Here is a 24,493-nt window from a genome sequence, read left to right as displayed (position 1 = left end):
GGTTGTTGGACGATTAAGCAGCCAGAGCTGATTTAGCCTTCGCAACAACAGCAGCAAAAGCTGCTTTGTCGTACACAGCCAGATCAGCCAGTACACGACGGTCGAGAACGATGCTCGCCTTTTTCAAGCCAGCAATCAATTGGCTGTAGGACAAGCCTTCAGCGCGAGATTGGGCATTGATACGAGTGATCCACAGAGCGCGGAAATTACGCTTTTTAACGCGACGATCGCGGTAAGCATATTGACCAGCTTTGATAACCGCTTGCTTGGCAACACGGAATGTACGCGAACGTGCACCGTAGTAACCTTTAGCAGCTTTTAATACTTTCTTGTGACGACGACGCGCCTCTACACCACGCTTAACACGGGCCATAATTCAATCCTCTACAAAATTCTCAAAAAGCGCTATTAGATAGCACGGAACAAACGTTTTACGCGTGGTACGTCGGCTGCATCTACGATGCTGGTGCCGCGCAGTTGGCGCTTACGCTTGGTCGTCATTTTGGTCAGGATGTGGCTCTTGTTAGCGTGCTTGAACTTGAAGCCCGCGCCAGTCTTTTTGAAGCGCTTTGACGCGCCACTGTGTACTTTAGCTTTGGTTGCCATGTGATAGAACTCCACACATTTAGGTAAATAATATAAATAATCAAGGCAGCTAAAAGCCCGACTATTTTCTCTTTTTGGGGGCGATCACCATAGTGAGCTGCTTACCTTCCATTTTGGCAGCCTGCTCCACGGTCCCCATCTCGGTCAGGTCGGTCTCGATGCGTTGCATCATTTCCATCCCCAATTCTTGGTGGGCGAGCTCGCGGCCACGGAACTTTAACGTTACCTTGGCCTTATCCCCATGCTCCAGGAAGCGCATCAGAGCCTTTAATTTGACCTGATAGTCCGCTTCCTCCGTCCCTGGGCGAAATTTCATTTCCTTCACCAGCTGCTGCTTTTGCTTCTTCTTGGCAGCGGCCTTGGTTTTTTTGATTTCAAACAGATGCTTGCCGTAATCCATAATCTTACAGACTATTGGATCGCTATCAGCAACGATCTCTACCAAGTCCAGCGTTGCTGCCTGCGCTTGAGCAAGTGCATCACTCAGGCTAACAATACCGACCTGTTCACCTTCTGCATTGATCAAGCGAACTTGTTTGGCTTCGATCTGATCGTTGATCCGCGCTTTCTTAGAATTACCTTTAGCGGCGGGAGCGTTATCTCGTTTGATAGTTGTATCTCCAAATAATTAATAGGAACGAATCTTTTTGCTTTTTTTTGCGTTAGTCGGGCAAATATTTCTACTTTACGCAGAAATATTTCTGCCTCGACGCGCTATATCGGCGGTCAAGTGCTCGATGAAAGCTTCCAGAGTCATTACACCCAAATCTTCTCCGTCCCTTGTGCGAACCGCAAGTGATTGATTTTCAACCTCTTTATCGCCAATGACGAGCAGGTAGGGTACCCGCTGAATTGTGTGCTCGCGGATTTTAAAGCCGATCTTCTCGTTTCTCAAGTCCGGAATGACGCGGATACCCTTATCGCGCAAGGTTTTTTCCACTAATTTGACGTAATCAGCCTGATTATCGGTAATATTCATCACCGCAACCTGAGCTGGTGCCAACCAAACCGGGAAGGAACCTTCATAGTGTTCAATCAGGATTCCAAGGAAACGCTCAAACGATCCGAGAATCGCACGATGCAGCATAACCGGACGCTTACGCGCATTGTCTTCTGCCACATATTCCGCATCCAGACGTTCAGGCAATACATAATCCAGCTGGATAGTACCGCACTGCCAGGAGCGACCCAACGCATCCTTGATCTGGTATTCAATTTTCGGACCATAGAAGGCGCCTTCACCCGGAAGCTCTTCCCATTCCAGTCCCGCTGCACGCAAGGCCGCACGCAAGCCCTCTTCCGCCTTGTTCCAGGTTTCCAGAGTTCCGGCATATTTTTCCGGGCGCAGGGAAAGTTTTACAGCGATATCGGTAAAACCGAAATCGTCGTATACCGATTTGAGCATCTGGTTAAAAGAGGAAACCTCTTCCACCACCATGTCATCGGTACAGAAAATATGCGCATCGTCCTGCACAAAACCGCGCACACGCATGATGCCGTGCAACGCACCTGAGGCCTCATTGCGATGGCATGAACCGAATTCTGCCAAACGCAGCGGCAAATCTTTGTGTGAACGCAGGCCATGGTTAAAGATCTGGATATGACCTGGGCAGTTCATTGGCTTCACCGCAAAGTCACGTTTCTCTGACTCAGTGGTAAACATGTTGTCGCGATAGTTTTCCCAGTGACCGGATTTCTCCCACAGGGTGCGATCCATAATCAGCGGTGTTTTTACTTCCTGATAGCCCCAATCGTTTTGCTTGGTACGCATGTACTGTTCGATTTGTTGCCAGAGAGTCCAGCCTTTTGGATGCCAGAAAACCATGCCCGGCGCTTCATCCTGCAGATGGAACAAATCAAATTTCTTCGCCAGTTTACGATGGTCGCGTTTGGCCGCCTCTTCGAGCAAATTCAAATACGCTTTTAATTGTTTCGCATCGGCAAACGCAGTGCCGTAGATACGCTGCAACATTTTATTGTTGGAGTCGCCGCGCCAGTAGGCGCCAGAGGTGCGCATCAATTTAAAGTTCAGGCAGAAGCGCATGTTAGGCACGTGTGGACCACGGCACATGTCGACATATTCTTCGTGATAATATAGACCCGGCGTTGCATCTTTAGGCACGTCGCGATCCAGGATCTCCAGCTTGTAAGTCTCGCCGCGCGCGGTGAAAACGTCATAGGCTTCTTGCCAGCTGACTTTCTTTTTCACTACGTCATATTCGGTTTTGGCCAATTCCAGCATGCGCGCTTCCAGACGGGCGATATCCTCGTCGGTCAGCTTTTGCTCAAGGTCGATGTCGTAATAAAAACCGCTATCGATGGTCGGGCCGATAGCCATTTTTACATCGGGAAACAGTTGTTTGATCGCGTGACCGAGCAAGTGCGCACAGGAGTGGCGAATAATTTCCAAACCGTCTTCGTCTTTCGGGGTGAAAATCACCAGATCCGCATCTTCAGTAATCAAGTCGTGCGCATCAACACGCTGGCCGTTAACGCGACCACCAAGGGTAGCCTTAGCCAAGCCAGCGCCAATAGACGCAGCAACTTCATAGACAGATACAGGATTTTCGAACGGGCGTTTGGAACCGTCGGGGAGAGTAATTACAGGCATGATAAATCCTTGGTCAGTGGTGACCCCTACGAAAGGTCACATGATGAAAAACAGTAGGTAGAAATAAAAAGCCCGCACCTACGAGTGTGCGGGTCGGCGAGTATAGGGGAGCTTTGGGAGCAGAGGCAACCTCAAGAGGATGACAAAACTGCTAACCCACTTCGGTCAGGCTAGCGGTTTATCGACACTGGTCACCCGGATGGGCGCTGCTTTTTTCTTTTTAGGTTTGAATTCGACTTTCAATCGTCGCCATCCAAGAATCACCGATGAGGAACCTAATACGATTCCCATGAGTACGAGCGGCAACATCCATAAATCCCATATCGGCCGATAATGGAGCCAACCGAAATCCCAGTGATGCAGTGCTGAATATAGCCAACGATAAACTCGTCGACTGGTATCAGCCTTTAATAAGATGCGCCCGTCTTGTGGATCGAGATACAACCGAGTGCCCGCCTCATCAGCCAAATCCACCCGCACAACCGGTAAAGGACGATCATAAGTAGTTTGATAATGACGCGGATAATAATAGCTATCGTAATCCGTTAGCAGATTGTGACTAGCTACTGCCGTTTTGGTAAGCCGGCTGGCCGCATCCAGCAATGCCCCATCATTAAAATTAACCGCTGCGCCAGCGACATTTTGGCTAATGCGATCACCTTCGCGTGTAATAGCAACCAAGGTTGCCTGATCACCCAAATACCGCCAGGATAACTCCACCACATCATTGCCAGTGTCGTTATGAATTATTGCCGACGGCTGCCAGTTAAGCAGAACGTCCGGCACAACTGCACCTTGATAATTTACCTGTTCATTTTTATTGGCATTCGCTTCGGAAAATAATTGCAGCGGATTGGTACTTATGTAGCCGCTAAATGCCCACAGCAATGCTGCGATACCGCCAATCAATCCTGTCCAAAAATGCCATACCGTCCACTTTTCACGGTACGGATGAACCCGCCCCTGTCCGTAAGTTTTTTTGCCAAACCAACCCGGCCGCCAGCGCTGCCACCCCACAATCAAACCCGTCAGGCTTGCGACAACAGCAAACAATCCCAAATACAACAATGTATTACGCCGCACTTCCGGCGGCGCAAAAACCTCTATACCACGCAATAAATGAATCCAGTTTCCCGTCCAATACAGTGTTCGGGAAAATGCCGTCGAATCGCGAATAATTTCGCCAGTGCGCGCTGAAATTAATAATTCACGACTGGAGCCGTCGACTGAAAATTTATGGAAAGGTCGCAAGGTATCGTAGTTGCGCACACTACTATCCTGCGGACCAGTATCCTGATAAGTAACCGCTACCGAATTCGATTCAATATCGTCACTGTGGCGCAGCCATGTCTGCGCAATTTTTTCTGCATCCGCAACCGATACTTCATGCACACCGCCGTCAATTGCCGATAAAGCAAAACGCTGGCCGTTGCTACTTTCTATTAACCATGATGGATGACCGGCAAGACGCACCAAACGCGCAGAAACCACATTTGTCGCAGTGCCATTTTCCACTCCAGCCAATGCCGCGCCCACGGTAAGCCAACCATCAGCCGGTGAAAGATCTTCGCGATGCTGTAATTGTTGCGAGGGCGTAAGCGCTGATGGCCCGGAATACATAATCACCAAGCCGGATGAAAACCAGATGAACATAAACAGCGCAAGGGCAATACCCACCCAACGATGAGTCAAAAACAGGAATCGATTCATTATAATTTTCCGATGCAGCTAACCTGGATAACAACAATGAATACGCCAGAGCAACTCCCGAGCCAAAATATCCAAACACTCATGCCCAGTGAGTTAAGGGAATGTTTTTAAAGATTTTTATTGAATAGCAGTGAGGGAAGTAGCTTGATCAACTATTAAAAGAATCAAGCCTTTGTGCTGAAGTTACTACAGATAATGTTGCGGGAAAAACAGCGCTGCGGAGATGTATTTGATTTGGTACATCTCCGCAACGTTGACCGGGAAATCGTTAGATCTGTAACGCCAGGGTAATTGCACCGAAATTCTTGCGCGCCGTTTGGCTTTTATTTGGCTCCGTATCGGATTGATAAGAGAAACAAATACTCGCGCGCTTCCAGGTATAAGTGAAGCCGGTCATCAAGGAATATTGATAATGCTCCAGCCCTTTGGACGCGCTTCTACCAAACTCATTACCATCAACCAGAATTTGGTTGTGCACATAATGCCCCATGCCGCCGAGATAAATATACCAACCTTCCGACGCCGATATAGGCGTACTTACCCGGCTGGATAAAAACCCCATAGTGGAATAACTGCGTGCAAGGGAATTACCTGCGCGCAAAAACAATCCCCCACCCCCGCTCGTCTCCAGATTACCGCCCGCCAAATCCGCCAGCAGCACTGCATCAAAAGGGCTTGAGTCAGATGTCGAGAAACGCCACACCGCCGTGCGTTGCAACTGCCACACAAACTGATCCTTCAATTGATAATCCCAACCTCTCGGTTTGTCTGAACCAACTACTTTATGCACCCAAGTCTGCACTTCCTCTGCACGGGATGAAGGCCCAACAACGCCCACCAAGGTCGCAACGTGATCAGCAAAATCATCCTGCACAGCTACATAAGTAGAGCGCAGATAAAGCAGCCCTGCATAAGGTGCGTCAGTAGGATCGGGAATTTCCTTGGTGATATCCTCAGGCGTCACCATCGCTTGCCCGACTGAATGCAATTTGTAGGCATAGGTGGGATCATCGCTCACCATCCACGCCAGCGGCAAAGTGAGAATGGGTGATTTGGTAATTTCTTCACCCGGATCATTGCGCTGCCCGTAGGAAAAATAAATGCCGTTGGTGTAACCACCACCGTCTTTACCGGCGACTATGTCGTTCTCCCAACTTGCCGATACCCACTCCCGCTCTGCAAATGCAGACTGGCTCCAGACGAGAACCGCACCGGCTAATAAGCACCGAGTACCCAACACCCCGAATTTTGTTTTCATTAAAGTCTTCCCTTAGCAATGATTGGTTTGCAATTGCCAAACATAAGGAATGCGGCAAGATTACGAAGGATGCTAGCCGGTTTGTTTGCCGCAGTTCTGTGGGATAGGGAACGGATAACAAAAAGCCCTCACACTGGAGGGCTTTTTGTTTAATGCTGTAGGAAAATTATCAAGGGTTAATAAACATCGCGACAGTAACGGCCTTGGTCAACTAACTCCTGCACACCATCTTCACCCAAAATGGTGATCAATTCCTGATGTACGCCTGACCCCATCGCCATGCCACCACACACATAAATAGCAGCGCCGCGATCCAGCCACTCGCACAACTGTTGCTGCTTCGATGCAACAATATTTTGTACATAGCCTTCACCATCACGCGAATAAACCTCATCAAATTCAGTAAGGAATCCCGACTGCTGCCACGCATCCAACTCGCTGGCAAACAGGCGATCATGACTGCGTTGACGTTCGCCAAAGATCAACCAATTTTGTTGTTGGTCTTTTAGATAACGCTCATGCAAATGTGCACGCAAACCAGCTATGCCAGTACCCGCGCCGATCAAAATCATCGCGCAATTTTTTTGCGGTGCATGGAAAGAAGGATTCGCACGAATGCGCGCCAGCACTTTACCGCCCTCTTCTGATGTTACGGTTAACCATCCCGAACCAAGTCCTAACTCACCTTTTTCATTAAATGCCTGGCGCACCACCAGATCCAATTGCCCATCAGTTGTTAAGGACGCAATAGAATATTCTCGATGCGGTAATTCAGTATTATTCTGCGGACGAATCTCCAAAATATCACCCGCTTGCCAATGAGTATTGCCCGGCGCAGAAGGTTGTAATGTCACACGATAAACCGGCGTACCCACACTGCCCGCATTTAATAATTCACGTTTCTGCAAATGCCATTCTTCATATTCCGGTGCAGCCCAGGCAGTGACATTTTCTACACCGCTGATATCGGCGATCTGCTTCTGCCATTGGTGAATGGATTGCTCATTACCGTTATCCACATCAATCCGCGCAAACAGCGGATTCGCTCCATTTGCCAACAACCATTGCTCAACCTGTATTGCGAACGAGCAGTAATCTGCATAGCGTTTATCGCCCAGTGCCAACACACCAAATTGCAATTGTTTTAATGGCAATGATGCTTTCAATAATTTCCGCGCAAAACCGCGCGCTGAATCGGGCGCTTCGCCTTCACCAAAGGTAGAGACTAAGAACAATATTTTCTTCGCCGATTCCAGCGTAGCTTTATCCAGTGCAGCAATATTTTTTACGCTGGCTTTGATTCCACCGGATTGCAGAATAGTCGCAGTGTTCCAGGCCAGTTGCTCTGCGGTGCCTGTTTGGGTTGCGTAAACAATCCAGTAATCTGCATCGGTATGCGCGTTAGCAACACCGGCTGCTGCATTTTTGCTATTGCGTTTCTTTTTACGGCGATCGAAATACAACAGGAAACCGGTGATGGTAAACAGCGGCATCAAAAATGAGGCAGTCATATTGATAATCAAACCGGGAGTACCAAACCACTCACCGGTGTGCAATTCATAAATCCCCTGATAAATACGTTTGCCCAACGGCTCAATCGGTGTGTAAGGTTGATCAGCAACAACATCACCCGATGCAGCATCAATAGTCATCGAACTGCGCTGACGATCATTAGTCGCATCAGGCGTTACATAATTCACCATCACCGGATCGGTTGCTGAACGTGGAAAACTGATACTGGCAAATTTGTAATTATTTTCTGCTTTAGTTGCAAAGGTTTGCCATGCAGAATCAACCTTTACTGGAGCAGCAGCTACATGTTCGCGATGCTCTCCACCTTCACGACCTTGACCGCGACCTTCGCGCTCACCCATGCCACGGCGTTCACCAACCCCCTCTCTTCCCGCTTGTGCTCCGCCCTGCCCACGCTGTCCACCTTGCATAGCGGGACCACCCTGCTGACCGCCAGGCCCGCCAAATCCGCGTCGCTCTTGCACAGGTTCACCGGTCAATAAAAGTGACGCACCACTTTTATACCAACTGTAAGACCAGGTCAGGCCGGTTAATGCCATCAGCAAATACATCAGGATCACCCAGGTACCAATGACCGAGTGCAACGCCCAATAAAAATTGCGACCTTTCAAACTGAAATCAATACGAAACCAATTGCGCCAATTCAATGCGCGGCGCGGCCAGCGCAAATACAAACCGGACAAGGCAAAAAACACCAGCGCAAATGCACTGAAGCCGGTGATTTGGCGGCCGATATTAATACCGTCCTGCTCCGATGGAATTAATAACCAGCGATGCAACGAACGCACTGTGCGGAAAAATTGTTCGCCGGTGATTTTTCCCAACAACTCGCCAGTGTAAGGATTGATATAAACTGCATCACCACGACGCTCGCCAGGTGGAGGTGCAACACGAACCAATGCACTGCGATCTGCTTCGGGCCATAAGGTGATTTGTTCAACACGCGATTCTGGTTTTTGTGCGTGAAAACGCTCTGCAATAGCATCGGGAGTCAAACGTTCGCCGCTGACCTGAACTTGCACAATCTCTGGGCTGATCGCCTCCATGATCGTGCGTTCAAAACTCATCAAACCGCCCGTAACACCCACAACTGCCAAAACGATGCCCGCAGTAATCCCCAAAAACCAGTGAATCTGGAATAAAACGTTTTTCACGCTAACGCCCCCAAGCCCAAAAATAAAATTTATTGTGATCTATTGTTTTACCAATCTGACAAATTAATTTGTTGTTAGCGTCCAACCACCACCAAGTGACTTATACAAATCCACTGCTGCGTTCAAGCGCGCTAAACGCTGTTGCACCAGCGAATCCTGTGCCTGGAATAAACTGCGCTGGGAATCTAGCAGCGATAACAAATCGTCCGTTCCTGCGCGATACCTTGCTTCTGTGAGCTGCAGGCTGCGCTCTGCGTTGGCAACAATTTCCCGCTGACTAACTTCCTGGCGCTGACTAACATCAGCAGAGACCAGTGCGTTATCCACTTCTTGCAGTGCAGTTAAAATTGCTTTGTGATATTGCAACACCAATTCACTGCGACGCGCCTCGCTCAAGCGTTTTTGGTTCACCAAACGCCCGCCATTAAACAATGTCTGTGCGAGTGACAATGTCCAACCGGTAGATTGTGTAGCAGGGTTCAAGCTGAATAATTCACTGGCTGATTTCCCTGCACTGGCACCAATGCTAATCCCCGGTAAGAGCGCTGCACGCGCTGCATGGATATTCGCATTAGCTGCGCGCAAATCGGCTTCGCTAGCAGCCAAATCCGGACGGCGAGTAACCAGATCGGCAGGTGTCCCCGCCGCAACTTCCGGCACATTTATATCCAACAATTGCTCACTCGCAAGCGTAAACTCTTGCGGTGTTTTACCTAATAAAATCGCCAATGCTGATTGCGTTTGACGCGCTTGCAATTCCAATGGCAACAAGGATGCCTGCTGGCTTAATAAATTGGTTTTCTGCTGCGCGACTTCCGCAGCTGTTGCAGCGCCATTGCGGTAACGTGCATCCACAATATTTTGCACACGCTCCGCAATTGCAATATTTTTACGTGCAGTAGCAATACGCTCCTGCAACGCAAGCCAATCAAACCAACCACCGGCAATAGCGGCTTTAATGCTTAAGGTTGCTGCATCCTGGTCGAAACGGGTTGCGTCATAACCCGCTCGTGCAGATGCGCGGTTCGCAGCAACCCCACCCCATAAGTCAACCTCATAACTGACATTCACACCGACACGGCTTGATTCTCCGCGCGCATAGCTACTCTCGCCATCAGCTTTGCTGCGCGACTCCCCAGTGGATGCACTTGCTGAAAGCGATGGAAATAAAGTCGCGTTGGCAATGCGCATTTGCAGTTCAGCTTGCCTCACGCGCTCAGCGGACATTAATAAATCCGGACTTTGCTGCTGCGCCGCTTGCATTAACTCGTTTAATGCGGGCGATTGAAATGACTGCCACCAGTTTGAATCTACAACAACGGCATTTTCGAGTTCTGATTGCGCAGGTATTACCGAGTAATTATCCGCATAATTAATATCCGGCTTTTTCACTTCATTAAATGAACATGCGCCAAATAATAATGACGCGATCACCAGCGACAATGTTTTAACAGCCAAGGTTTTTTGATGTGATTGCATAACCATTACTCCGTAGCCAAAGCCGCAACAGGATCGAGATGAGCCGCCTTGCGCGCTGGTAAATATCCAAATAACAATCCGGTTAAAAACGCACAGCTAAATGCCATAACGACCGGGAATAATGAGTAGGCCACCGGCGTACCAAAATGGGCGATCAATGCGGCAGTACCCAACCCAAGCACCACACCTATCACACCACCGATTGCAGAAACGACCAGAGCCTCAATTAAAAATTGCTGCATGATGTGGCGAGTTCGCGCCCCCGTCGCCATACGAATACCAATTTCACGGGTTCGCTCAGTTACGCTCACCAACATAATATTCATTACGCCGATACCACCAACGAGCAGAGAAATTGCAGCGATAGATCCCAACAAAAAGGTCATGGTATTTTGCGTTTCAGAAACCATATCAATCAGCGATGACATGCTGCGAATCTGGAAATCCTCGGTGCCATGCCGCTCCATCATCAACGCATGGATACGGGTTTGCACTTCCTCCATATTCTTTTCTTCATCGACAGACACAGTAATATTGCGCAGGAATTTTTGGCCGATGACACGCAAGCTGCCGGTGTTAAACGGCACAAATACTTTGTCGTCCTGATCCTGCCCGCCGGGGTCAGCACCGCGCTCGCTCATCACACCGATAACCTGGAACAACACGTTATTGATGATAATAAATTCACCAATCGGGCTTTGCTCCGCAAACAATTTAGTCGCAACTGTTTTTCCGAGCACCACCACTGTTGCGTAATTGGCTTCATCTTCTTCAGAGAAAAAAGTTCCCTGAGCTACATCCCATTTGCGTGCGAGTGGAAATTTTGCCGCAGTTGCAGTGACTTCAGTGCTGTGATCCACATTGCCGTAACGCAAGGTGTAACTGCCATTAATTTCCGGCAGCGCTGCAGCAACATGAGGCAAGGTTGCGATGGCATAAACATCTTCCGGCACCAGTGTTACCGAATCCCAACGAAACCGTTGGGTGGGGCCACCGGGGCGTACAAGCAATAAATTACTGCCCATAGCACTGATGCTATCCACTACGGATTTTTTCGCGCCGTCACCAATAGCGAGCATACTGATAACAGACGCAACACCAATCACGATGCCGAGCAACGTCAAAATAGTGCGGAAAATATTGCTATAGAGCGAGCGGAACGCCGTTCTAGTTGCCTCCAAAATTTCGGTTTTTAATGCAGACTCACCGCGTAGTGCATGCTCTTCTGCGGGCAACTCTTTAGGAATAGTAGGACCTGGATCAGAGACAATTTCGCCATCGCGAATTTCGATTAATCGCTGCGCATGATGGGCCACTTCTGCATCGTGGGTAATGAGAATAATGGTGTGGCCTTGGGCTGATAACTCTTTCAGCAAACGCATTACTTCTTTGCCGCTGTGGCTATCCAACGCACCGGTTGGCTCGTCCGCCAAAATAATTTGGCCACCATTCATCAATGCCCGTGCGATTGAAACACGCTGCTGCTGTCCGCCCGATAATTGATTAGGGCGATGATGCAAGCGCTCTTGCAAGCCCAACGAACTTAATAATTGGGTTGAGCGCTCACGGCGAGCCTGTGGCGACAAACCTGAATAGGTTGCAGGCATCTCCACGTTTTCACACGCGGTTGAACCGGCTAACAAGTTGTAGCTTTGAAATACAAAACCGAATGCTTCGCGGCGCAATTGTGCAAGGCCATCAGTATCTAGCTCAGCAACATTTTTACCATCAAAAAAATAATCACCGGTTGTGGCGCGATCAAGACAGCCAAGCAGGTTCATCAAGGTCGATTTACCGGAACCCGACTGCCCCATGATCGCGACAAATTCACCGGGATAGATTTCTAGGTCAATACCGTGCAACACCTGAGTCGCAATTTCACCATTGCGAAATGTTTTAGTAACACCAGCTAATTTGATCAGTGGTCGATTAACAGCACTCATTAACGTCTACCCATGCCTGGACCACCGAAACCACCTGCAGGCGCTACTTTGACTTGATTCGGTTTGCTGCTGCCGCTGACAACTTTTTCACCTTCTTTCAAGCCTTCAAGAATTTGTGCCTGCACACGATTGGTAACGCCAACCACTACTTTGCGCTCTTCAATATCGCCTTTCTCATTCATGACTTTAACAATTGCCGGACGCGGTTGATTACCGGTTGCGCCCTGCCCTTGCATATTATTTTCACGACGCTGCCGCCACTCACCTGATGGGCGATTGCCATTTGCCATTTCAGGTCTGGTGCGCGCACCATCTGGAGCAGTTCCATTTTGCGGTCTATCGGCCACAGGTTTTTCATTTGCAGCTGCAGGTTTATCACTTTGCAGGGAAGTTGATTTTTCACCGTCAACCTGTGGACCACCTTGAGGACGCATACCGCGCGGTGGAGCAAAACTGACCGCAGACATAGGTACTAGCAATGCATCTTTTGCTTGTGACTCGACAAAAAATACTTGGGTGCTCATTTGCGTCATCAACAAACGGCTTTCATTGGGCACATCGAATAATGCGTTGTACAACACCACGTTATTAAGAATTTCCGGTGTGGGCCAAATGCGATCCAATTTACTGTACCAGCGACGCCCCTGGCTGCCCAGAGTCGTGAAATAAACTGACATGTCTTTGCGGAGTTTGCCGATATCCGCTTCGGATACCTGGGTTTGAACTGTCATGGTCGACAAGTCAGCGACACGCATCACCGTAGGAGCTTGTTGGTTGGTGTTCAGGGTTTGGCCTTGACGCGAGGTGATAGACACCACGGTGCCATCGATAGGTGCATAAATTTTTGCGTAATTCAAATTGGCCGCTTCTACACGCAGGGTCGATTCAATTTGCTCAATTTGCGCTTGCAAGGATTTAAGTTGCGCACGGGAGGATTTTAAATTGGCGTCGGCAGTTTCCAGCGATTCGCTTGTAGTTGCATCTTCGGCAAATAAATTTTGTTCGCGCTTGTAGTTAATTTCTGCAAGTTTCAGTTGCGCTTCGCGATCCAGTAACTGGGCCTTTTGGTTTTGCAATTGTGCGCGGGTTGCATCTACTTTTGCGGCATAAACGGTTGCATCAATTTCAGCAAGCAAGTCACCCGCCTTTACTTCACTACCTACTTCTACGTGCAACTTTTCCAACTGGCCGGACACCTGTGCACCAACATCAACGTAATCTTGCGGCTGCAACGTACCGGTGGCAGTTACCAGATTTTCGATATCACCGCGCACCACAGATTCAGTCGTCAGTACCACTTCGTTTTCATCAGTGGCAAAAAGGAGCTTCCATATCAGCCAAATAACAACCAAAGCAGCAATTGCCAAAGTTGCTACCCCAGCGGGGCGACGGAAGAAAGAATTGGAATTCCCAAGGGTTTGCATAGCGTTTTCTCATCCAGATATTTATGGACGCGAGTATAACCTATGCACTAATTGAAAAGGCTGAGCGAAGCTGGCATGAACACTTGTTTCACAATCTTAACAATCGTGGAGGTTAATAAACATCGCGACAGTAGCGACGCTCATCCGCCATTAGTTCAAGCTGTTCCGCACCGATAATATTACGCAAGGCATCATCCACTGCTTGAGCCATCCCCTGCAAACTACCGCATACAAAAATTGCTGCACCTTCAGCAACCCACTGTTGTAATTCTGCAGCATGTAATTGCAATAAATCCTGCACATAACGTGGAGCACCTATCCCCGCATCGCGTGAAAAAACACGGTCTACTCGCGCCAGCAAACCTGAGGACTGCCAACGCAGTAGATCAGCATCAAAAAAACTATCCGCTGCTGCCGTTCGCTCACCAAAAAACAACCAATTGCGTGTATTTGTGCGCGCTGGATTTGCCAGATGCGAACGCAAACCCGCAATGCCGGTGCCATTACCAATCAGGATTAATGGATGCTGATTATCGGGTGAGTGAAAATGTGCATTGGCACGGATACGCAAACGAATCGGTTGCGCCAATGCGGCATGCACCGTTAACCAACCAGATCCTAAACCGTATTGATCATTGCCAATATTGACCTGACGCACCAGTAAATCGAGTGAGCCCTCGTTTGGTACTGATGCGATTGAATATTCACGATGCGGCAAATCGACCAACGAGCTTACAAACGCGGAATCATCAAGCTGCGCTAAATCTGCTAGCCGCTGCTCGTTGATAGTGAGATCACTGTGCCGCAACAATTCGTGTGGGATATCAGTGCGCGAAACGGTGGTTAAAAAATGCTGGATTCGCCCATCACAATTACCGGGACCAATCTCGGCAATATCACCTGCATGCCATGCGCCTGCAGCAATAGCGGTGCCGAGCGGCGCCAATTTAATATGAAACGCAGGCGCACCAGGACTGCCGGGATTAACACAGGTGCGCTGTACAATTTTCCAATCGCTATAGGCGGGCGCACTCCAATCAATAAAATGTGCCTGTCCGGAAATCTGGCCGAGATAATATTGCCAGTGGCGCAATGCGCTCTCATCCAGCAAATTCACTTCAATAATGTCAGTGATAAAATGCGCTCCGCGATGTTGCAACTCGTGTTGCAATTGATGCGCGAAACCGCAGAAAAATTTATAGCTGGAATCACCCAATCCCAATATGGCCACCTGTAGGGTTTTAAGTGACTCCGATTGAAGCGCACCAAGTGTGCGAGTGATAAACCGATTGCCATTGTCAGGCGCTTCGCCTTCACCATAGGTACTGGCGATCAATAAAAAGGTTGATGCTTGGGTTAATACTTCGGGGGTAATTTGGTTAAGCGATAACACTTTTACAGCTTTACCCGCTTGCTCCAATTGCTGCGCCGTTTTTTTGGCAATACGTGTCGCACTTCCGCCTTGGCTGGCATAGCCAATGACTATGTAATCTCCGGACTCATCTGCATTAAGCGATGCAATAGCTTGTCTGCGCAAATAACTACGCCAACAAACCCAACACAACATAAAGTAGAAAATAATTAATAGACTAGCGGCAAGATAACGCACAACAATAAATCCGCATTATAGATAGTGTGTATTCATGAAATGAAAGACCAATTCAATTTGCAGGCAACATCCGTGTCGCACACAAACGACAGCTGAAATTATTAACCTTGGGTATCAAATTTCAGCTGCTTTTTTATTACTCAGGCAAAACTTCGAAGGTTGCAACATAGCTACCGGAGCGGGTTTTAGCCGGTTTTTTTGCTTTGTCATCGCGATAGATAGCGCTCAACCAATACATGCCCGCTTGCGGCCAGGTAACGGAAATATTGCCTTTTTTGTCAGTTTCCAATTCGATTGAAGCCTGTTTACTGCGGTAGCGCATACCACCAGGAATCACCGTTACTTTTACACCAACAGCAGGTTTGCCATCGATCAGGAATTGAAACGTCGCCGCTTCACCAGCGAACAAATCGTTGGGATGGGTAACAGGAACCAATTCCAAACCTTGATTGGTTGCTTTCAAAACGGTGTCTGTCGGTGTACCTGAAGTTACAAATGTTTCCATACGACGAGAGAATTGTGAAACCTCAAGATCTTTGGCTTTTTTGGGTACCATTTTGTCAAAATCAGCAGGATTCGCTTTTTCACCGCGACCTGGCCACATGCGACGCTCGCCGTCTTCGGTTTTCCACATGGCCATTAATCCGCTAGATGCAGTGGCAATTTTATAGGTACCTTTTTGTGGCAATTGCACATCAAACACGCTGCGGTACTTTCCGGTCACTGCATTTTGTACTTGCAGGATTTGCCCATCCGGTGCAGTAACAACAACACCATCAGGACGCATAGGCGCGTGGTCTGCGTGGAAAATATCGTTAGAAACTGCAGCATCAATACTTACCCAGGCATCATCACTGGAAAGTACAGTTGCGCTCGGCAACAACCATGCGCGGTGTGCCTGAGCAGTCAAAGGCAAACACAAAACCAGTGCAGTACAGAGAGTCGTTTTAAAAAAAGTATTCATAGTAATTTCTCCTTTACGTAAATGTTAAGCAAGCGTATTGATAAATGGTTATGGCGCTACAGTGACTTTCACTTCGCCTAATTCTTTGCTGCCTTTTGCGCTTTGTTCGCCTGCAGCAGGCCAGCTAAATGGCACCTTCACTAATTCACGGCCACCCACTTCACGTGCAGCCTCAACCATCAACACATAATTACCTTTTGCCAACTTACCAAGTGGCGCTTTACCTTCAGTGAAGCTGACAACTTGTTTGCCGGGCGCACGCGTCGCACCGCTAACACCATCTACCGGCATATCAGTTTCGCGACCAATACGACGCCACCATTGACGCATATCTTTCAACCATTCTTCGCCCTTTTCACTTTTTTGGCCGCGCTCTTCAAGCTGATACCAAACGGCGAGATTAGTACTCTCGCCTTTTTCATTTTCAATCCAGATCGCAACATACGGCTTGTGGTATTCCGCAACATCTAAAGAAGGAACTTCTACCGATACCGTCAGATCACCTGCAACGGCAGTGTTGATAGACATTAATGACATTGCTGCAAATGAGGAAGCAACTAACCAACGCGAACGCATAATTAACCTCTACAAAATTTAATAATTATCGAAAACGGTTGCGATAAAACCTAACGAACTAATAGTGCTTAATGAATAAATAACAAAATCAAAATCCAGGGCAATACCAGACCTAACGCCACCATCGGCCAGGTTGCCGGGCGACCACTCGCGTAACGTTTCAGCAAGAGTAATCCGGTGATGCAAAAAATAATGCAGAAAACGGCGAATACATCGATAAACCAGCTCCAGGCAACGCCGGTATTGCGCCCTTTGTGCAAATCATTCAGATAGGAAATCCAGCCGCGATCAGTCACTTCATACACGAGTTCGCCACTGGCCAAATCGATGCTAAGCCATGAGTCGCCACCCGGACACGGCAGGGATAAATAAATTTCGTCTTCGCTCCACTCGGCTAATTGGTCGCCGACTGAAATATCTTTTTCTTGCGCAAGCCAATCCGTTAACACACTCGGAAGCGGTGCTTTTTCTTCATCAGGTACACTGATTTGTTTAATAACATCGGCTGGGATCTCTGCTTCCAGCGTAATAATTTCCGGCTTGGCTTTAATTTGCGCAGCGTGATTGAGCGTGATGCCTGTTACAGCAAAAAGCAACATACCAACAAGACATATTGCAGAACTGATCCAGTGCCATTCACGCAGGCTGCCCAAATAAATCTTCATGCGAGTTTAATTCACCTTTTTAAAAAAGCCGCGCGGGGTTCCCCGTGAAGGGAACCCCGCGCTAGACAAACACCTTTCTGTTTTTAGAACTTAACGTTCACGCCAACCCAGAAATTACGCGCTTTGTCTTTGTTGTTGTAATCATCATAAATTGTCGCTAGATAACCGTCTGTTGTAGAACCAGGATTCAACACACAGTTAGTCGTACCAGCGGAACAGTCATCATATGTTACGTCGTAAGTCGTAAAATCACGATCCAGCAAGTTATTAATACGAGCATTAAACGTCACGTTTTCGTTGGCTTTGAAACTCGCCCCCAAATGCAATACTTCATAATCTTTGAAGTACAACTCTTCCTGAGTCACCACATCGAATGAACGATAACGTTTAGAGCGTAACTCGGTGGTTAAAAACACATTCCACTTCTCGCTCGCCGCCCAGTCCAAGGTGATATTTGCCATGTGTTTTGCATAGTTGTTGCCACTTAACGGACGACCTTTATTCACACCGCTTTTCTCTTCGGTATCAGTAAAGGTGTAATTCGCTCGCAGCGCCCAAGAGTCAGCGATTTGATAACGACCGGCAACCTCCACACCTTGCACTTGAGCGTTATCTATATTCACTGTACGACTGCTAGCCGTGTAGCCTAACTCTTGATATTCACCAGAACTCGCGCACTGCAAACCTGTATTAGCGCCACAAGGTTGCGACGCAATTTTATCTTCAAAATCGTTCACAAATGCAGTGATGTTGGCATTATGGCCTGCTGTCGACTGCCAATAAGCCGCCATTTCATAAGTGGTTGTGGTTTCCGGTTCAAGATCCGGGTTACCGTACATTGGCGATGTCCCTTGACCACCGAAACCAACGATACCGTCATACAGCTGGGTCGTTTTAGGCGTTTTAAAGCCAGTACTCACGCCCCCCTTAAAAGTCCACTCATCGTTCAGAGTGTAAACCCCGTAAAGACGTGGGCTAAATTGATCACCAAAAGTTTCATGATCGTCGTAACGCAATCCCATTGTTAACGCGAAAGGATCAATCAAATACCAAGTATCTTCGGCAAAAAGCGAGTACATATTGTGCTCTTGTGTTGCACCAGGTGTGCCGCTCTCAATCCCGAACACACCATCATTCAAGTCACCGCGAATCACCTGTGCCCCTACCACGGTAACGTGTTGTTGGCCCGCTAATTCGTAGGGCATATCCAACTTGGCATCCAAGGTATATTGGTTGCTCGATAACTCACGATCCGGACGAGGTAAGAAAGTAGCCTCGGCTAGCGCTTTACGGTCCGCTTCTGACATACCGGCATAAGCACCCTCTGCGCGCATCATACTTAACAACTGCTCACGCTCTGCTACCGTAAACGGCAAGGTACGACCTTCGTTCTTAGTATCAACATAAGACAAGGACACAAAACTATTACCAATATCCCATTTACCTTCATGGGTTAACGACCAGGTATCACGCGTAAATTCTTGCGTTGGACGATAGCCTACACGCGGATCAGCGCGCGGTGTCCATACGCCGCCACCTGCGGCACACTTATTCGCCTGGTTTCCGCCTGCAGTTGGCGTAAACCCTTTACAGAAGTTGCTCGAACGCCACACGCTGGCAATACCATCTACTGTACCAACCGGGTATTCAATTTCACCCGCATCATTGGTAACAGGACTATTGTTGTAAGACTGGGTAGAAGTTTCGATATCAAACCAAATACTTTGATTATCTGTTGGTGTCCACGATAAACGCGCACCTAAGACTTCATTTTCGTTATCAACCGTTTTACCTCCACCGCCAAAACCCAAAGGACGGCCTTGCACAACACCATTGGGGTACTGCAAATCTGCATAGGTCGGATTGGAGGCATGCTTGTTATACAGGCTGCCGCGCACCGCCATACCGAGTTTGCCGGGAATTAATGGCCCCATCACATTGAACTCAGTGGTGATGTCATCGCCAAATGCATCATCGCTTTCGATGGTGCGCGAATGCGTCACAGAACCGGTCCATTTGTCAGTCACTTTTTTGGTGATGATGTTAATTACACCACCCATCGCATCGGCACCGTACAAGGTAGACGCCGGACCACGAATAACTTCGACACGCTCAATCGCATCCAAAGGTGGGATATGGCCAAATTGGTTGCCACCAAAGCTATTAGGGTAGATATCACCATGGTTATTTTGACGCTTGCCATCAACCAAAATCAGGGTGTAATCAGACCCCATACCACGCAGACTGATTGTTCCTTGGCCTGTTTTGTCACGGGTCTCACCAACATCTACGCCTTCCAAATCACGCACCGCGTCCAGCAAGGTTGTATAGGGACGCTTGCTTAACTCTTCGGAGGTTACAACAGAAATACTCGCTGGAGCATCCGTAACCTTCTGTTCATAACCAGCAGCAGAAACAACGACTGCTTTCAATTTTTGGGGCTCTTCAGCGGCGTTAACGCTCGCTCCAGCCAACAAAGTAACGGGTGCTATAACTGCCAGTGATGCACCACGAATAGCTTTAAATAGAGTAGAACGCGGCAGCGACATGCTGCGCGAAGTGTTGAACGTCATGATAGCCTCTTAATCATTTAATAATAATCTAAATGATAATATCTATCAATTGCAGTCGTCTCAAACCTAATTTTATTAGGAATTGTTATAAATTTGTCCCCTAAATGTCCCTTTTTACTCTAAAAACTCTCTTCTTTACACTTGTGCCCACTGCCGTAATAGATTGTGGTAATGACCGGTGAGTCCAACAATCTCCTCTGAATCACCCACTTTTTGGCGCAATGATTGAATGTTGCAGTCCAACTCATACAGAAGATTTCTCTTCCAATCGTCACGCACCATGCTTTGAGTCCAGAAAAAACTGCACACCCTTTCACCCCGGGTAACTGGAGAAACCTGATGCAAACTGGTCGATGGATACAAAATCAAATCGCCTGCAGGCAGCTTCACTTCGTGACTGCCGTAGGTGTCTTGCACAATTAACTCGCCACCCTCGTATTCATCCGGCTCGGACAAAAACAAGGTGGAAGAAACATCGGTACGCAAACTCATATTGCTGCCCGGTACCAAACGGATAGCACCATCGACATGAAATCCGTAATGCTCACCACCCGAATAGGCATTAAATAATGGCGGGACAATTCGCAGCGGCAATGCGGCGGCCATGAAGAGTGGATTGGCATAAAGCGCCTTTAAAACAATTTCACCCAATTCACGTGCCGCAGGCCCATCAACCGGTAATTGGCGATTGTTTTTTACCTGCGCCCCTTGCGCACCTACAGTTGCTTTGCCGTCGACCCAATTGGTTTCACTCAAACGCGCACGAAATTCGGCAACTTGTTGCTTGCTCAGGATTTCAGGGATGTGAATCAGCATAAAATTATCTCGAGTTTTTTGAAGAATAGATTGCGCAAAAACCCTACTGTAAAAAAGTTAAAGGGGCGCAACAAGTGCGCCCCTTTATTTGCAGCATTAAATCTCAATACTGTCGCTGCATCCCTGCCAAATAAATTCCGATTAAAACGCGAAGTTAATGCCCAAACGAGCAGAGAGAGGAGCGCCAGGATAATAGCGGGAGCCACCATTATTCAGACTACCAACATACTCTTCATCGGTGAGGTTCATGACATTAAGCTGCACGCTAATGTTTTTGTTAATTGGATAAGAGGCCATCGCATCCAACACCCAGTAATCACCAAACTCCAGCATTGAACGTGTACTTTGTGCAGCTTCATTAACAACACTTGAACTAACCATAGTATCTATATAACGAGCGCCGCCACCAATTACAAAACCATTTTCAAAGGTATAGCTATTCCACAAAGTGAAGGTTGTTTTGGGCGACCATTGGATTGCACCACCTTCGTTATTACCGGAAGCTTCATTTGCTGGAGTACTTGGATTATCGACTGTGCGATTGCCACGAGTGATTTCATTATCCATAAATGCCAAACCAGCGCTAATTTGCCACTTATCAGTCAACGAACCAACAGCACCCAACTCCAAACCTTCAACTTGTTTTTCACCGATAGCAACTGATGAACCATCCGGGTTTGTAGCGATTTCATTCTCGTTAGTACTGCGGAACAGAGCTGCAGTTAAAAACAATTTGTTATTTAACACATTCCACTTGGTCCCCAACTCTGCATTAGTCCCTTCTTGCGGATCAAGGTTAGGGTTATTGATGTTGTTGGTAGCGTTAGTAGTATTCAACGCAAAGTTTGCACCGCCAGGAGGTAATTGCGACGTTGCGTAACTTACATAAATAGAACCATTCGCAGCAGGCTTATACACACCACCTAATTTCCAACCAAATAATTCATCTGTCAGATGCGCATCGCTAGCGAGCAAAGTACCAACCGGAATAGTTTGTGTTGCAGGAGCAGTTACCGCGCCTTGGCGTGTAACAACATCAGTTTTGGTATGGAAACGATCTGCACGAATGCCCGCACTCAATTCCCATTGCTCATTCAGAGTCAAAGTATCTTGTAAGTACAACGCATAGGTTGTGGTTTCACCATCAGTTTTACCACCTGTACGGCGTACCGGCTGAAACACATCAGCTGTACTCGGATTGTCGAGATTCGCGTTAGCTTGGGATGGTGCTGTAGGCGATGTAGGTGTTGGGAATGGAATACCCATGGTGTAGTTCAATTGACTCTCATAGGTAAATTCAATACCAGAAACTAAATCGTGCTTGATGCCGCCAGTATCAAACGCCGCAACTAAATTGGTCTGATTAGTGAGAATCTGGTTGGTTTGGTCTTTGCCTTGGCGAGAACGTGAAATTGTCCAAGTATCACGATTTGCGGGTGTCGCAAAAGTAACCGCGTTAATACCTGTCAACAACTGATCCTGATTAGTGCGGCCATAGCGTGATGTATTGCGCAAAGTTACACCATCAGCCAAATCTTGCTCAATACGCACAGTAACCATATTGGCTTTAACATCATTGAAGTCACTGGTAGAGCCGTAGAAATTTTCAGTATCAACTTGCGCTGGCGTTTGCCCTGCAAGCGCACCGGTAACAAAAATTGCGTTGTAATATCCATCCAAACCGATAGTAGGTATACCACCATCAGGAATACCAGACTGCTCCATCGACAAAATATTGATATAGGTACGGGTATCAGTGCCCAATCCCAAACCGAGAGATGCCGCAAAGCCTTGGAAATTATTTTCCACCTCATCGCGCCCATCAACACCAGCATCTTGTTTCATCAGATTTACGCGCAATGCAGTGGTTTCACCCAGTTCACGATTAACGTCAACAGTTGCACGCTTGTAATCAGAAGTTCCACCAATCACAGTGCCAGAAGTAGCATTTTCCAGATTGGCCAATTTAGAGCTGAGGTTTACATAGCCCGAAGCCGCACCACGACCGTTATCCACTCCAGCTGGGCCTTTTGCAATTTCCACTTGCTCGGTATTAAAAGTATCGCGGCTAATGCTACCTAAATCACGAATACCATCGACATAAATGCTGCCCTGAGTATCAAAACCGCGCATGAAAATGGAGTCACCAGTAGACGTATTACCGTTCTCACCCATCAACATGGTAATTCCAGGAGTATTACGCAAAGCTTCACTCAAGGTAGTCGCGGATTGCTGCTGAAAGAGTTCTTTCTTCACCACCACGATAGTTTGTGGAGTATCAACTAACGGCTGGGTAAATTTTGCTGAACTTACTTTGTCAGCTTTGTATGCGGGCTCGATTGCATCCGCATCAACCTTAACAGCGTCGAGCTTTTTGGTTTCTGTTGCTTTAGCGTCATCTGCAGCCATAGCGCCAGCAGAGGCAAGCAGAATCGCAGATGACAACGCAGTTGCAGTTAACTGCAATCCGGTTGAGCGTTTTTTGGAAACGATGTGTGTGGATTTTTGGATGGTCGTCATGGCTAGCCCTTGTAATTGTATTAAGACTGAAAGAGAAAACGACGCGCATAATATAGATATGCATTCTCATTCGCAATAATAACAATTCTCACTTGTGAACGAATTTAACGACACCCACCTTTTTATCCGTCAAGAAGAGTTTTCTTCGTTATTTAACTTATTGATCATATAACTAAATGCGATTAATCTTCAGGTGTGATATTAGATGTCACGAACTAGGGTTATAAGCATGAGAAAATCCCGTATCTCCTTTGGGCTCTTGATGTGGCTACTTATGGCAGCGGCTGAAGCAAGCGCGCCAGCTACTCCTATTGCCCAAACGCAGGATGACAACTCGATCCGCATTTTGCTGGGTGCGGAAAATTCATGGCCCCCCTATTCCGATACCGATGGACAAGGCATCTCTACTCTGCTGATAAAGGCGGCATATGCCAAAACAGGTCTTGCTCCAAGCTTTCAGGTGTTGCCCTATGCTCGAGTACTGCACGACCTGACCTCTGGCAAAATCGACGGCGGTTACAACGTCACACTACAAGCATCCACTCAAGACCAATACATCTTCGGCAAAGTGCCGCTGCTCTCGGTTGAGGCCTACTGGTTTTTCCTACCGGGAACCCATACCCGGATTAACTCAATAGAAGATATTCCCAGCAACTTTCGTGTCGGAGTAATCCGTGACTACGAATACGGCGACATCTACGAAAACCATCGCCATCGCTTCAATGAAGTAAAAGTCTCGCAACAGTCACAAATTATCCGAATGCTGAAACAAGGCCGTATTGATGCCGCAGTAATGTTTGACCGAGAAGCAGAATACGCACTGAAAAATATGCAGCTGGATATTGGTCTTTTCGATAAGCGTTTTTTAAACCATCGCGGCGATGTTTATGTCGCCTTCTCCCATAAAAGCCCCAGAGCACGCTGGTTGGCAGAGCAGTTGGATAAAGGACTTACTGAGTTAAAACAGACAGGCGAATACGATCAATTAGCGGGAATAACTGCGGAAAACCGACAAATCGGAAACCAATAGCGATATCGCACACAAAAAAATA

The 24,493-nt window shown here is 47.7% G+C and carries 18 protein-coding genes; 1 reads left to right on the top strand and 17 read right to left on the bottom strand.

Features of this window, described 5'->3' with window-relative positions; translation table 11 throughout:
• Positions 1 to 13 precede the first annotated feature (13 nt).
• The 17 genes from rplT to AAGC78_RS13080 form a co-directional block, all read right to left on the bottom strand.
• Entirely contained in the window at positions 14 to 373 is a 360-nt protein-coding gene (rplT, locus tag AAGC78_RS13160; protein WP_133685253.1) for a 50S ribosomal protein L20, read from the bottom strand.
• 35 nt (positions 374 to 408) lie between these two features.
• Positions 409 to 606 (bottom strand): 50S ribosomal protein L35, encoded by a 198-nt coding sequence (gene rpmI, locus AAGC78_RS13155; protein ID WP_007642209.1) that lies wholly within the window; start codon positions 604 to 606, stop codon positions 409 to 411.
• Positions 607 to 667: 61 nt separating this feature from the next.
• On the bottom strand, positions 668 to 1,216 hold the full coding sequence (gene infC, locus AAGC78_RS13150) for a translation initiation factor IF-3 (protein WP_435784548.1): 549 nt from the start codon (positions 1,214 to 1,216) through the stop codon (positions 668 to 670).
• Between the two features lie 75 nt (positions 1,217 to 1,291).
• Positions 1,292 to 3,217, bottom strand: a complete 1,926-nt coding sequence (gene thrS / locus AAGC78_RS13145; RefSeq protein ID WP_435784545.1) for a threonine--tRNA ligase — start codon at positions 3,215 to 3,217, stop codon at positions 1,292 to 1,294.
• 165 nt (positions 3,218 to 3,382) lie between these two features.
• Positions 3,383 to 4,927 carry a PepSY domain-containing protein gene (locus tag AAGC78_RS13140; protein WP_435784544.1) on the bottom strand — a complete coding sequence of 515 codons (1,545 nt, stop codon included), beginning with the start codon at positions 4,925 to 4,927 and terminating at the stop codon, positions 3,383 to 3,385.
• A 268-nt stretch (positions 4,928 to 5,195) separates the two neighbouring features.
• Entirely contained in the window at positions 5,196 to 6,185 is a 990-nt protein-coding gene (locus AAGC78_RS13135; RefSeq protein ID WP_435784543.1) for a lipid A deacylase LpxR family protein, read from the bottom strand.
• A 176-nt stretch (positions 6,186 to 6,361) separates the two neighbouring features.
• A complete protein-coding gene (locus AAGC78_RS13130; RefSeq protein ID WP_435784542.1) occupies positions 6,362 to 8,872 on the bottom strand; it encodes a PepSY domain-containing protein in 2,511 nt (836 codons plus the stop codon).
• A gap of 63 nt (positions 8,873 to 8,935) precedes the next feature.
• The gene (locus AAGC78_RS13125) at positions 8,936 to 10,351 is read right to left on the bottom strand and encodes an efflux transporter outer membrane subunit (RefSeq protein ID WP_435784541.1); all 1,416 of its coding nucleotides are present in this window, start codon (positions 10,349 to 10,351) and stop codon (positions 8,936 to 8,938) included.
• A 5-nt stretch (positions 10,352 to 10,356) separates the two neighbouring features.
• Complete coding sequence (locus tag AAGC78_RS13120; protein ID WP_435784540.1) at positions 10,357 to 12,294, bottom strand: MacB family efflux pump subunit; 1,938 nt, start codon at positions 12,292 to 12,294, stop codon at positions 10,357 to 10,359.
• Positions 12,294 to 13,718 carry an efflux RND transporter periplasmic adaptor subunit gene (locus AAGC78_RS13115; RefSeq protein WP_435784539.1) on the bottom strand — a complete coding sequence of 475 codons (1,425 nt, stop codon included), beginning with the start codon at positions 13,716 to 13,718 and terminating at the stop codon, positions 12,294 to 12,296. Before AAGC78_RS13115 ends, AAGC78_RS13120 begins: the two co-directional genes overlap by 1 nt.
• A 112-nt stretch (positions 13,719 to 13,830) precedes the next feature.
• The gene (locus AAGC78_RS13110; protein WP_435784538.1) at positions 13,831 to 15,327 is read right to left on the bottom strand and encodes a sulfite reductase subunit alpha; all 1,497 of its coding nucleotides are present in this window, start codon (positions 15,325 to 15,327) and stop codon (positions 13,831 to 13,833) included.
• Positions 15,328 to 15,463: 136 nt separating this feature from the next.
• Complete coding sequence (locus AAGC78_RS13105; protein WP_435784537.1) at positions 15,464 to 16,291, bottom strand: DUF4198 domain-containing protein; 828 nt, start codon at positions 16,289 to 16,291, stop codon at positions 15,464 to 15,466.
• Positions 16,292 to 16,339: 48 nt separating this feature from the next.
• Positions 16,340 to 16,867: a DUF2271 domain-containing protein gene (locus tag AAGC78_RS13100; protein ID WP_435784536.1), complete on the bottom strand. Its 528-nt coding sequence runs from the start codon at positions 16,865 to 16,867 to the stop codon at positions 16,340 to 16,342.
• 68 nt (positions 16,868 to 16,935) lie between these two features.
• Positions 16,936 to 17,532: a PepSY-associated TM helix domain-containing protein gene (locus AAGC78_RS13095; protein WP_435784535.1), complete on the bottom strand. Its 597-nt coding sequence runs from the start codon at positions 17,530 to 17,532 to the stop codon at positions 16,936 to 16,938.
• 83 nt (positions 17,533 to 17,615) lie between these two features.
• Positions 17,616 to 20,105 carry a TonB-dependent receptor domain-containing protein gene (locus AAGC78_RS13090; protein WP_435784534.1) on the bottom strand — a complete coding sequence of 830 codons (2,490 nt, stop codon included), beginning with the start codon at positions 20,103 to 20,105 and terminating at the stop codon, positions 17,616 to 17,618.
• Between the two features lie 135 nt (positions 20,106 to 20,240).
• The gene (locus AAGC78_RS13085; RefSeq protein WP_435784533.1) at positions 20,241 to 20,921 is read right to left on the bottom strand and encodes a Fe2+-dependent dioxygenase; all 681 of its coding nucleotides are present in this window, start codon (positions 20,919 to 20,921) and stop codon (positions 20,241 to 20,243) included.
• Positions 20,922 to 21,062: 141 nt separating this feature from the next.
• A complete protein-coding gene (locus AAGC78_RS13080; RefSeq protein WP_435784532.1) occupies positions 21,063 to 23,441 on the bottom strand; it encodes a catecholate siderophore receptor Fiu in 2,379 nt (792 codons plus the stop codon).
• A gap of 229 nt (positions 23,442 to 23,670) precedes the next feature.
• Between AAGC78_RS13080 and AAGC78_RS13075 the strand changes: the two genes are divergently transcribed.
• Positions 23,671 to 24,471, top strand: a complete 801-nt coding sequence (locus AAGC78_RS13075) for a substrate-binding periplasmic protein (RefSeq protein ID WP_435784531.1) — start codon at positions 23,671 to 23,673, stop codon at positions 24,469 to 24,471.
• The last annotated feature ends 22 nt before the right edge of the window (positions 24,472 to 24,493 follow it).

The sequence above is a fragment of the Cellvibrio sp. genome (assembly GCF_039207905.1).
In the GTDB taxonomy this organism is placed as follows: domain Bacteria; phylum Pseudomonadota; class Gammaproteobacteria; order Pseudomonadales; family Cellvibrionaceae; genus Cellvibrio.
This window is presented reverse-complemented; position numbering and strand designations above follow the sequence as displayed.

Coding starts and splice junctions, on each gene's coding strand:
- AAGC78_RS13105 (WP_435784537.1), bottom strand. CDS start 16,291: ATGAATACTTTTTTTAAAACGACTCTCTGTACTGCACTGGTTTTGTGT.
- AAGC78_RS13080 (WP_435784532.1), bottom strand. CDS start 23,441: ATGACGACCATCCAAAAATCCACACACATCGTTTCCAAAAAACGCTCA.
- AAGC78_RS13140 (WP_435784544.1), bottom strand. CDS start 4,927: ATGAATCGATTCCTGTTTTTGACTCATCGTTGGGTGGGTATTGCCCTT.
- AAGC78_RS13100 (WP_435784536.1), bottom strand. CDS start 16,867: ATGCGTTCGCGTTGGTTAGTTGCTTCCTCATTTGCAGCAATGTCATTA.
- AAGC78_RS13135 (WP_435784543.1), bottom strand. CDS start 6,185: ATGAAAACAAAATTCGGGGTGTTGGGTACTCGGTGCTTATTAGCCGGT.
- AAGC78_RS13115 (WP_435784539.1), bottom strand. CDS start 13,718: ATGCAAACCCTTGGGAATTCCAATTCTTTCTTCCGTCGCCCCGCTGGG.
- AAGC78_RS13075 (WP_435784531.1), top strand. CDS start 23,671: ATGAGAAAATCCCGTATCTCCTTTGGGCTCTTGATGTGGCTACTTATG.
- AAGC78_RS13090 (WP_435784534.1), bottom strand. CDS start 20,105: ATGACGTTCAACACTTCGCGCAGCATGTCGCTGCCGCGTTCTACTCTA.
- rplT (WP_133685253.1), bottom strand. CDS start 373: ATGGCCCGTGTTAAGCGTGGTGTAGAGGCGCGTCGTCGTCACAAGAAA.
- AAGC78_RS13085 (WP_435784533.1), bottom strand. CDS start 20,921: ATGCTGATTCACATCCCTGAAATCCTGAGCAAGCAACAAGTTGCCGAA.
- rpmI (WP_007642209.1), bottom strand. CDS start 606: ATGGCAACCAAAGCTAAAGTACACAGTGGCGCGTCAAAGCGCTTCAAA.
- AAGC78_RS13095 (WP_435784535.1), bottom strand. CDS start 17,532: ATGAAGATTTATTTGGGCAGCCTGCGTGAATGGCACTGGATCAGTTCT.
- AAGC78_RS13120 (WP_435784540.1), bottom strand. CDS start 12,294: ATGAGTGCTGTTAATCGACCACTGATCAAATTAGCTGGTGTTACTAAA.
- AAGC78_RS13125 (WP_435784541.1), bottom strand. CDS start 10,351: ATGCAATCACATCAAAAAACCTTGGCTGTTAAAACATTGTCGCTGGTG.
- thrS (WP_435784545.1), bottom strand. CDS start 3,217: ATGCCTGTAATTACTCTCCCCGACGGTTCCAAACGCCCGTTCGAAAAT.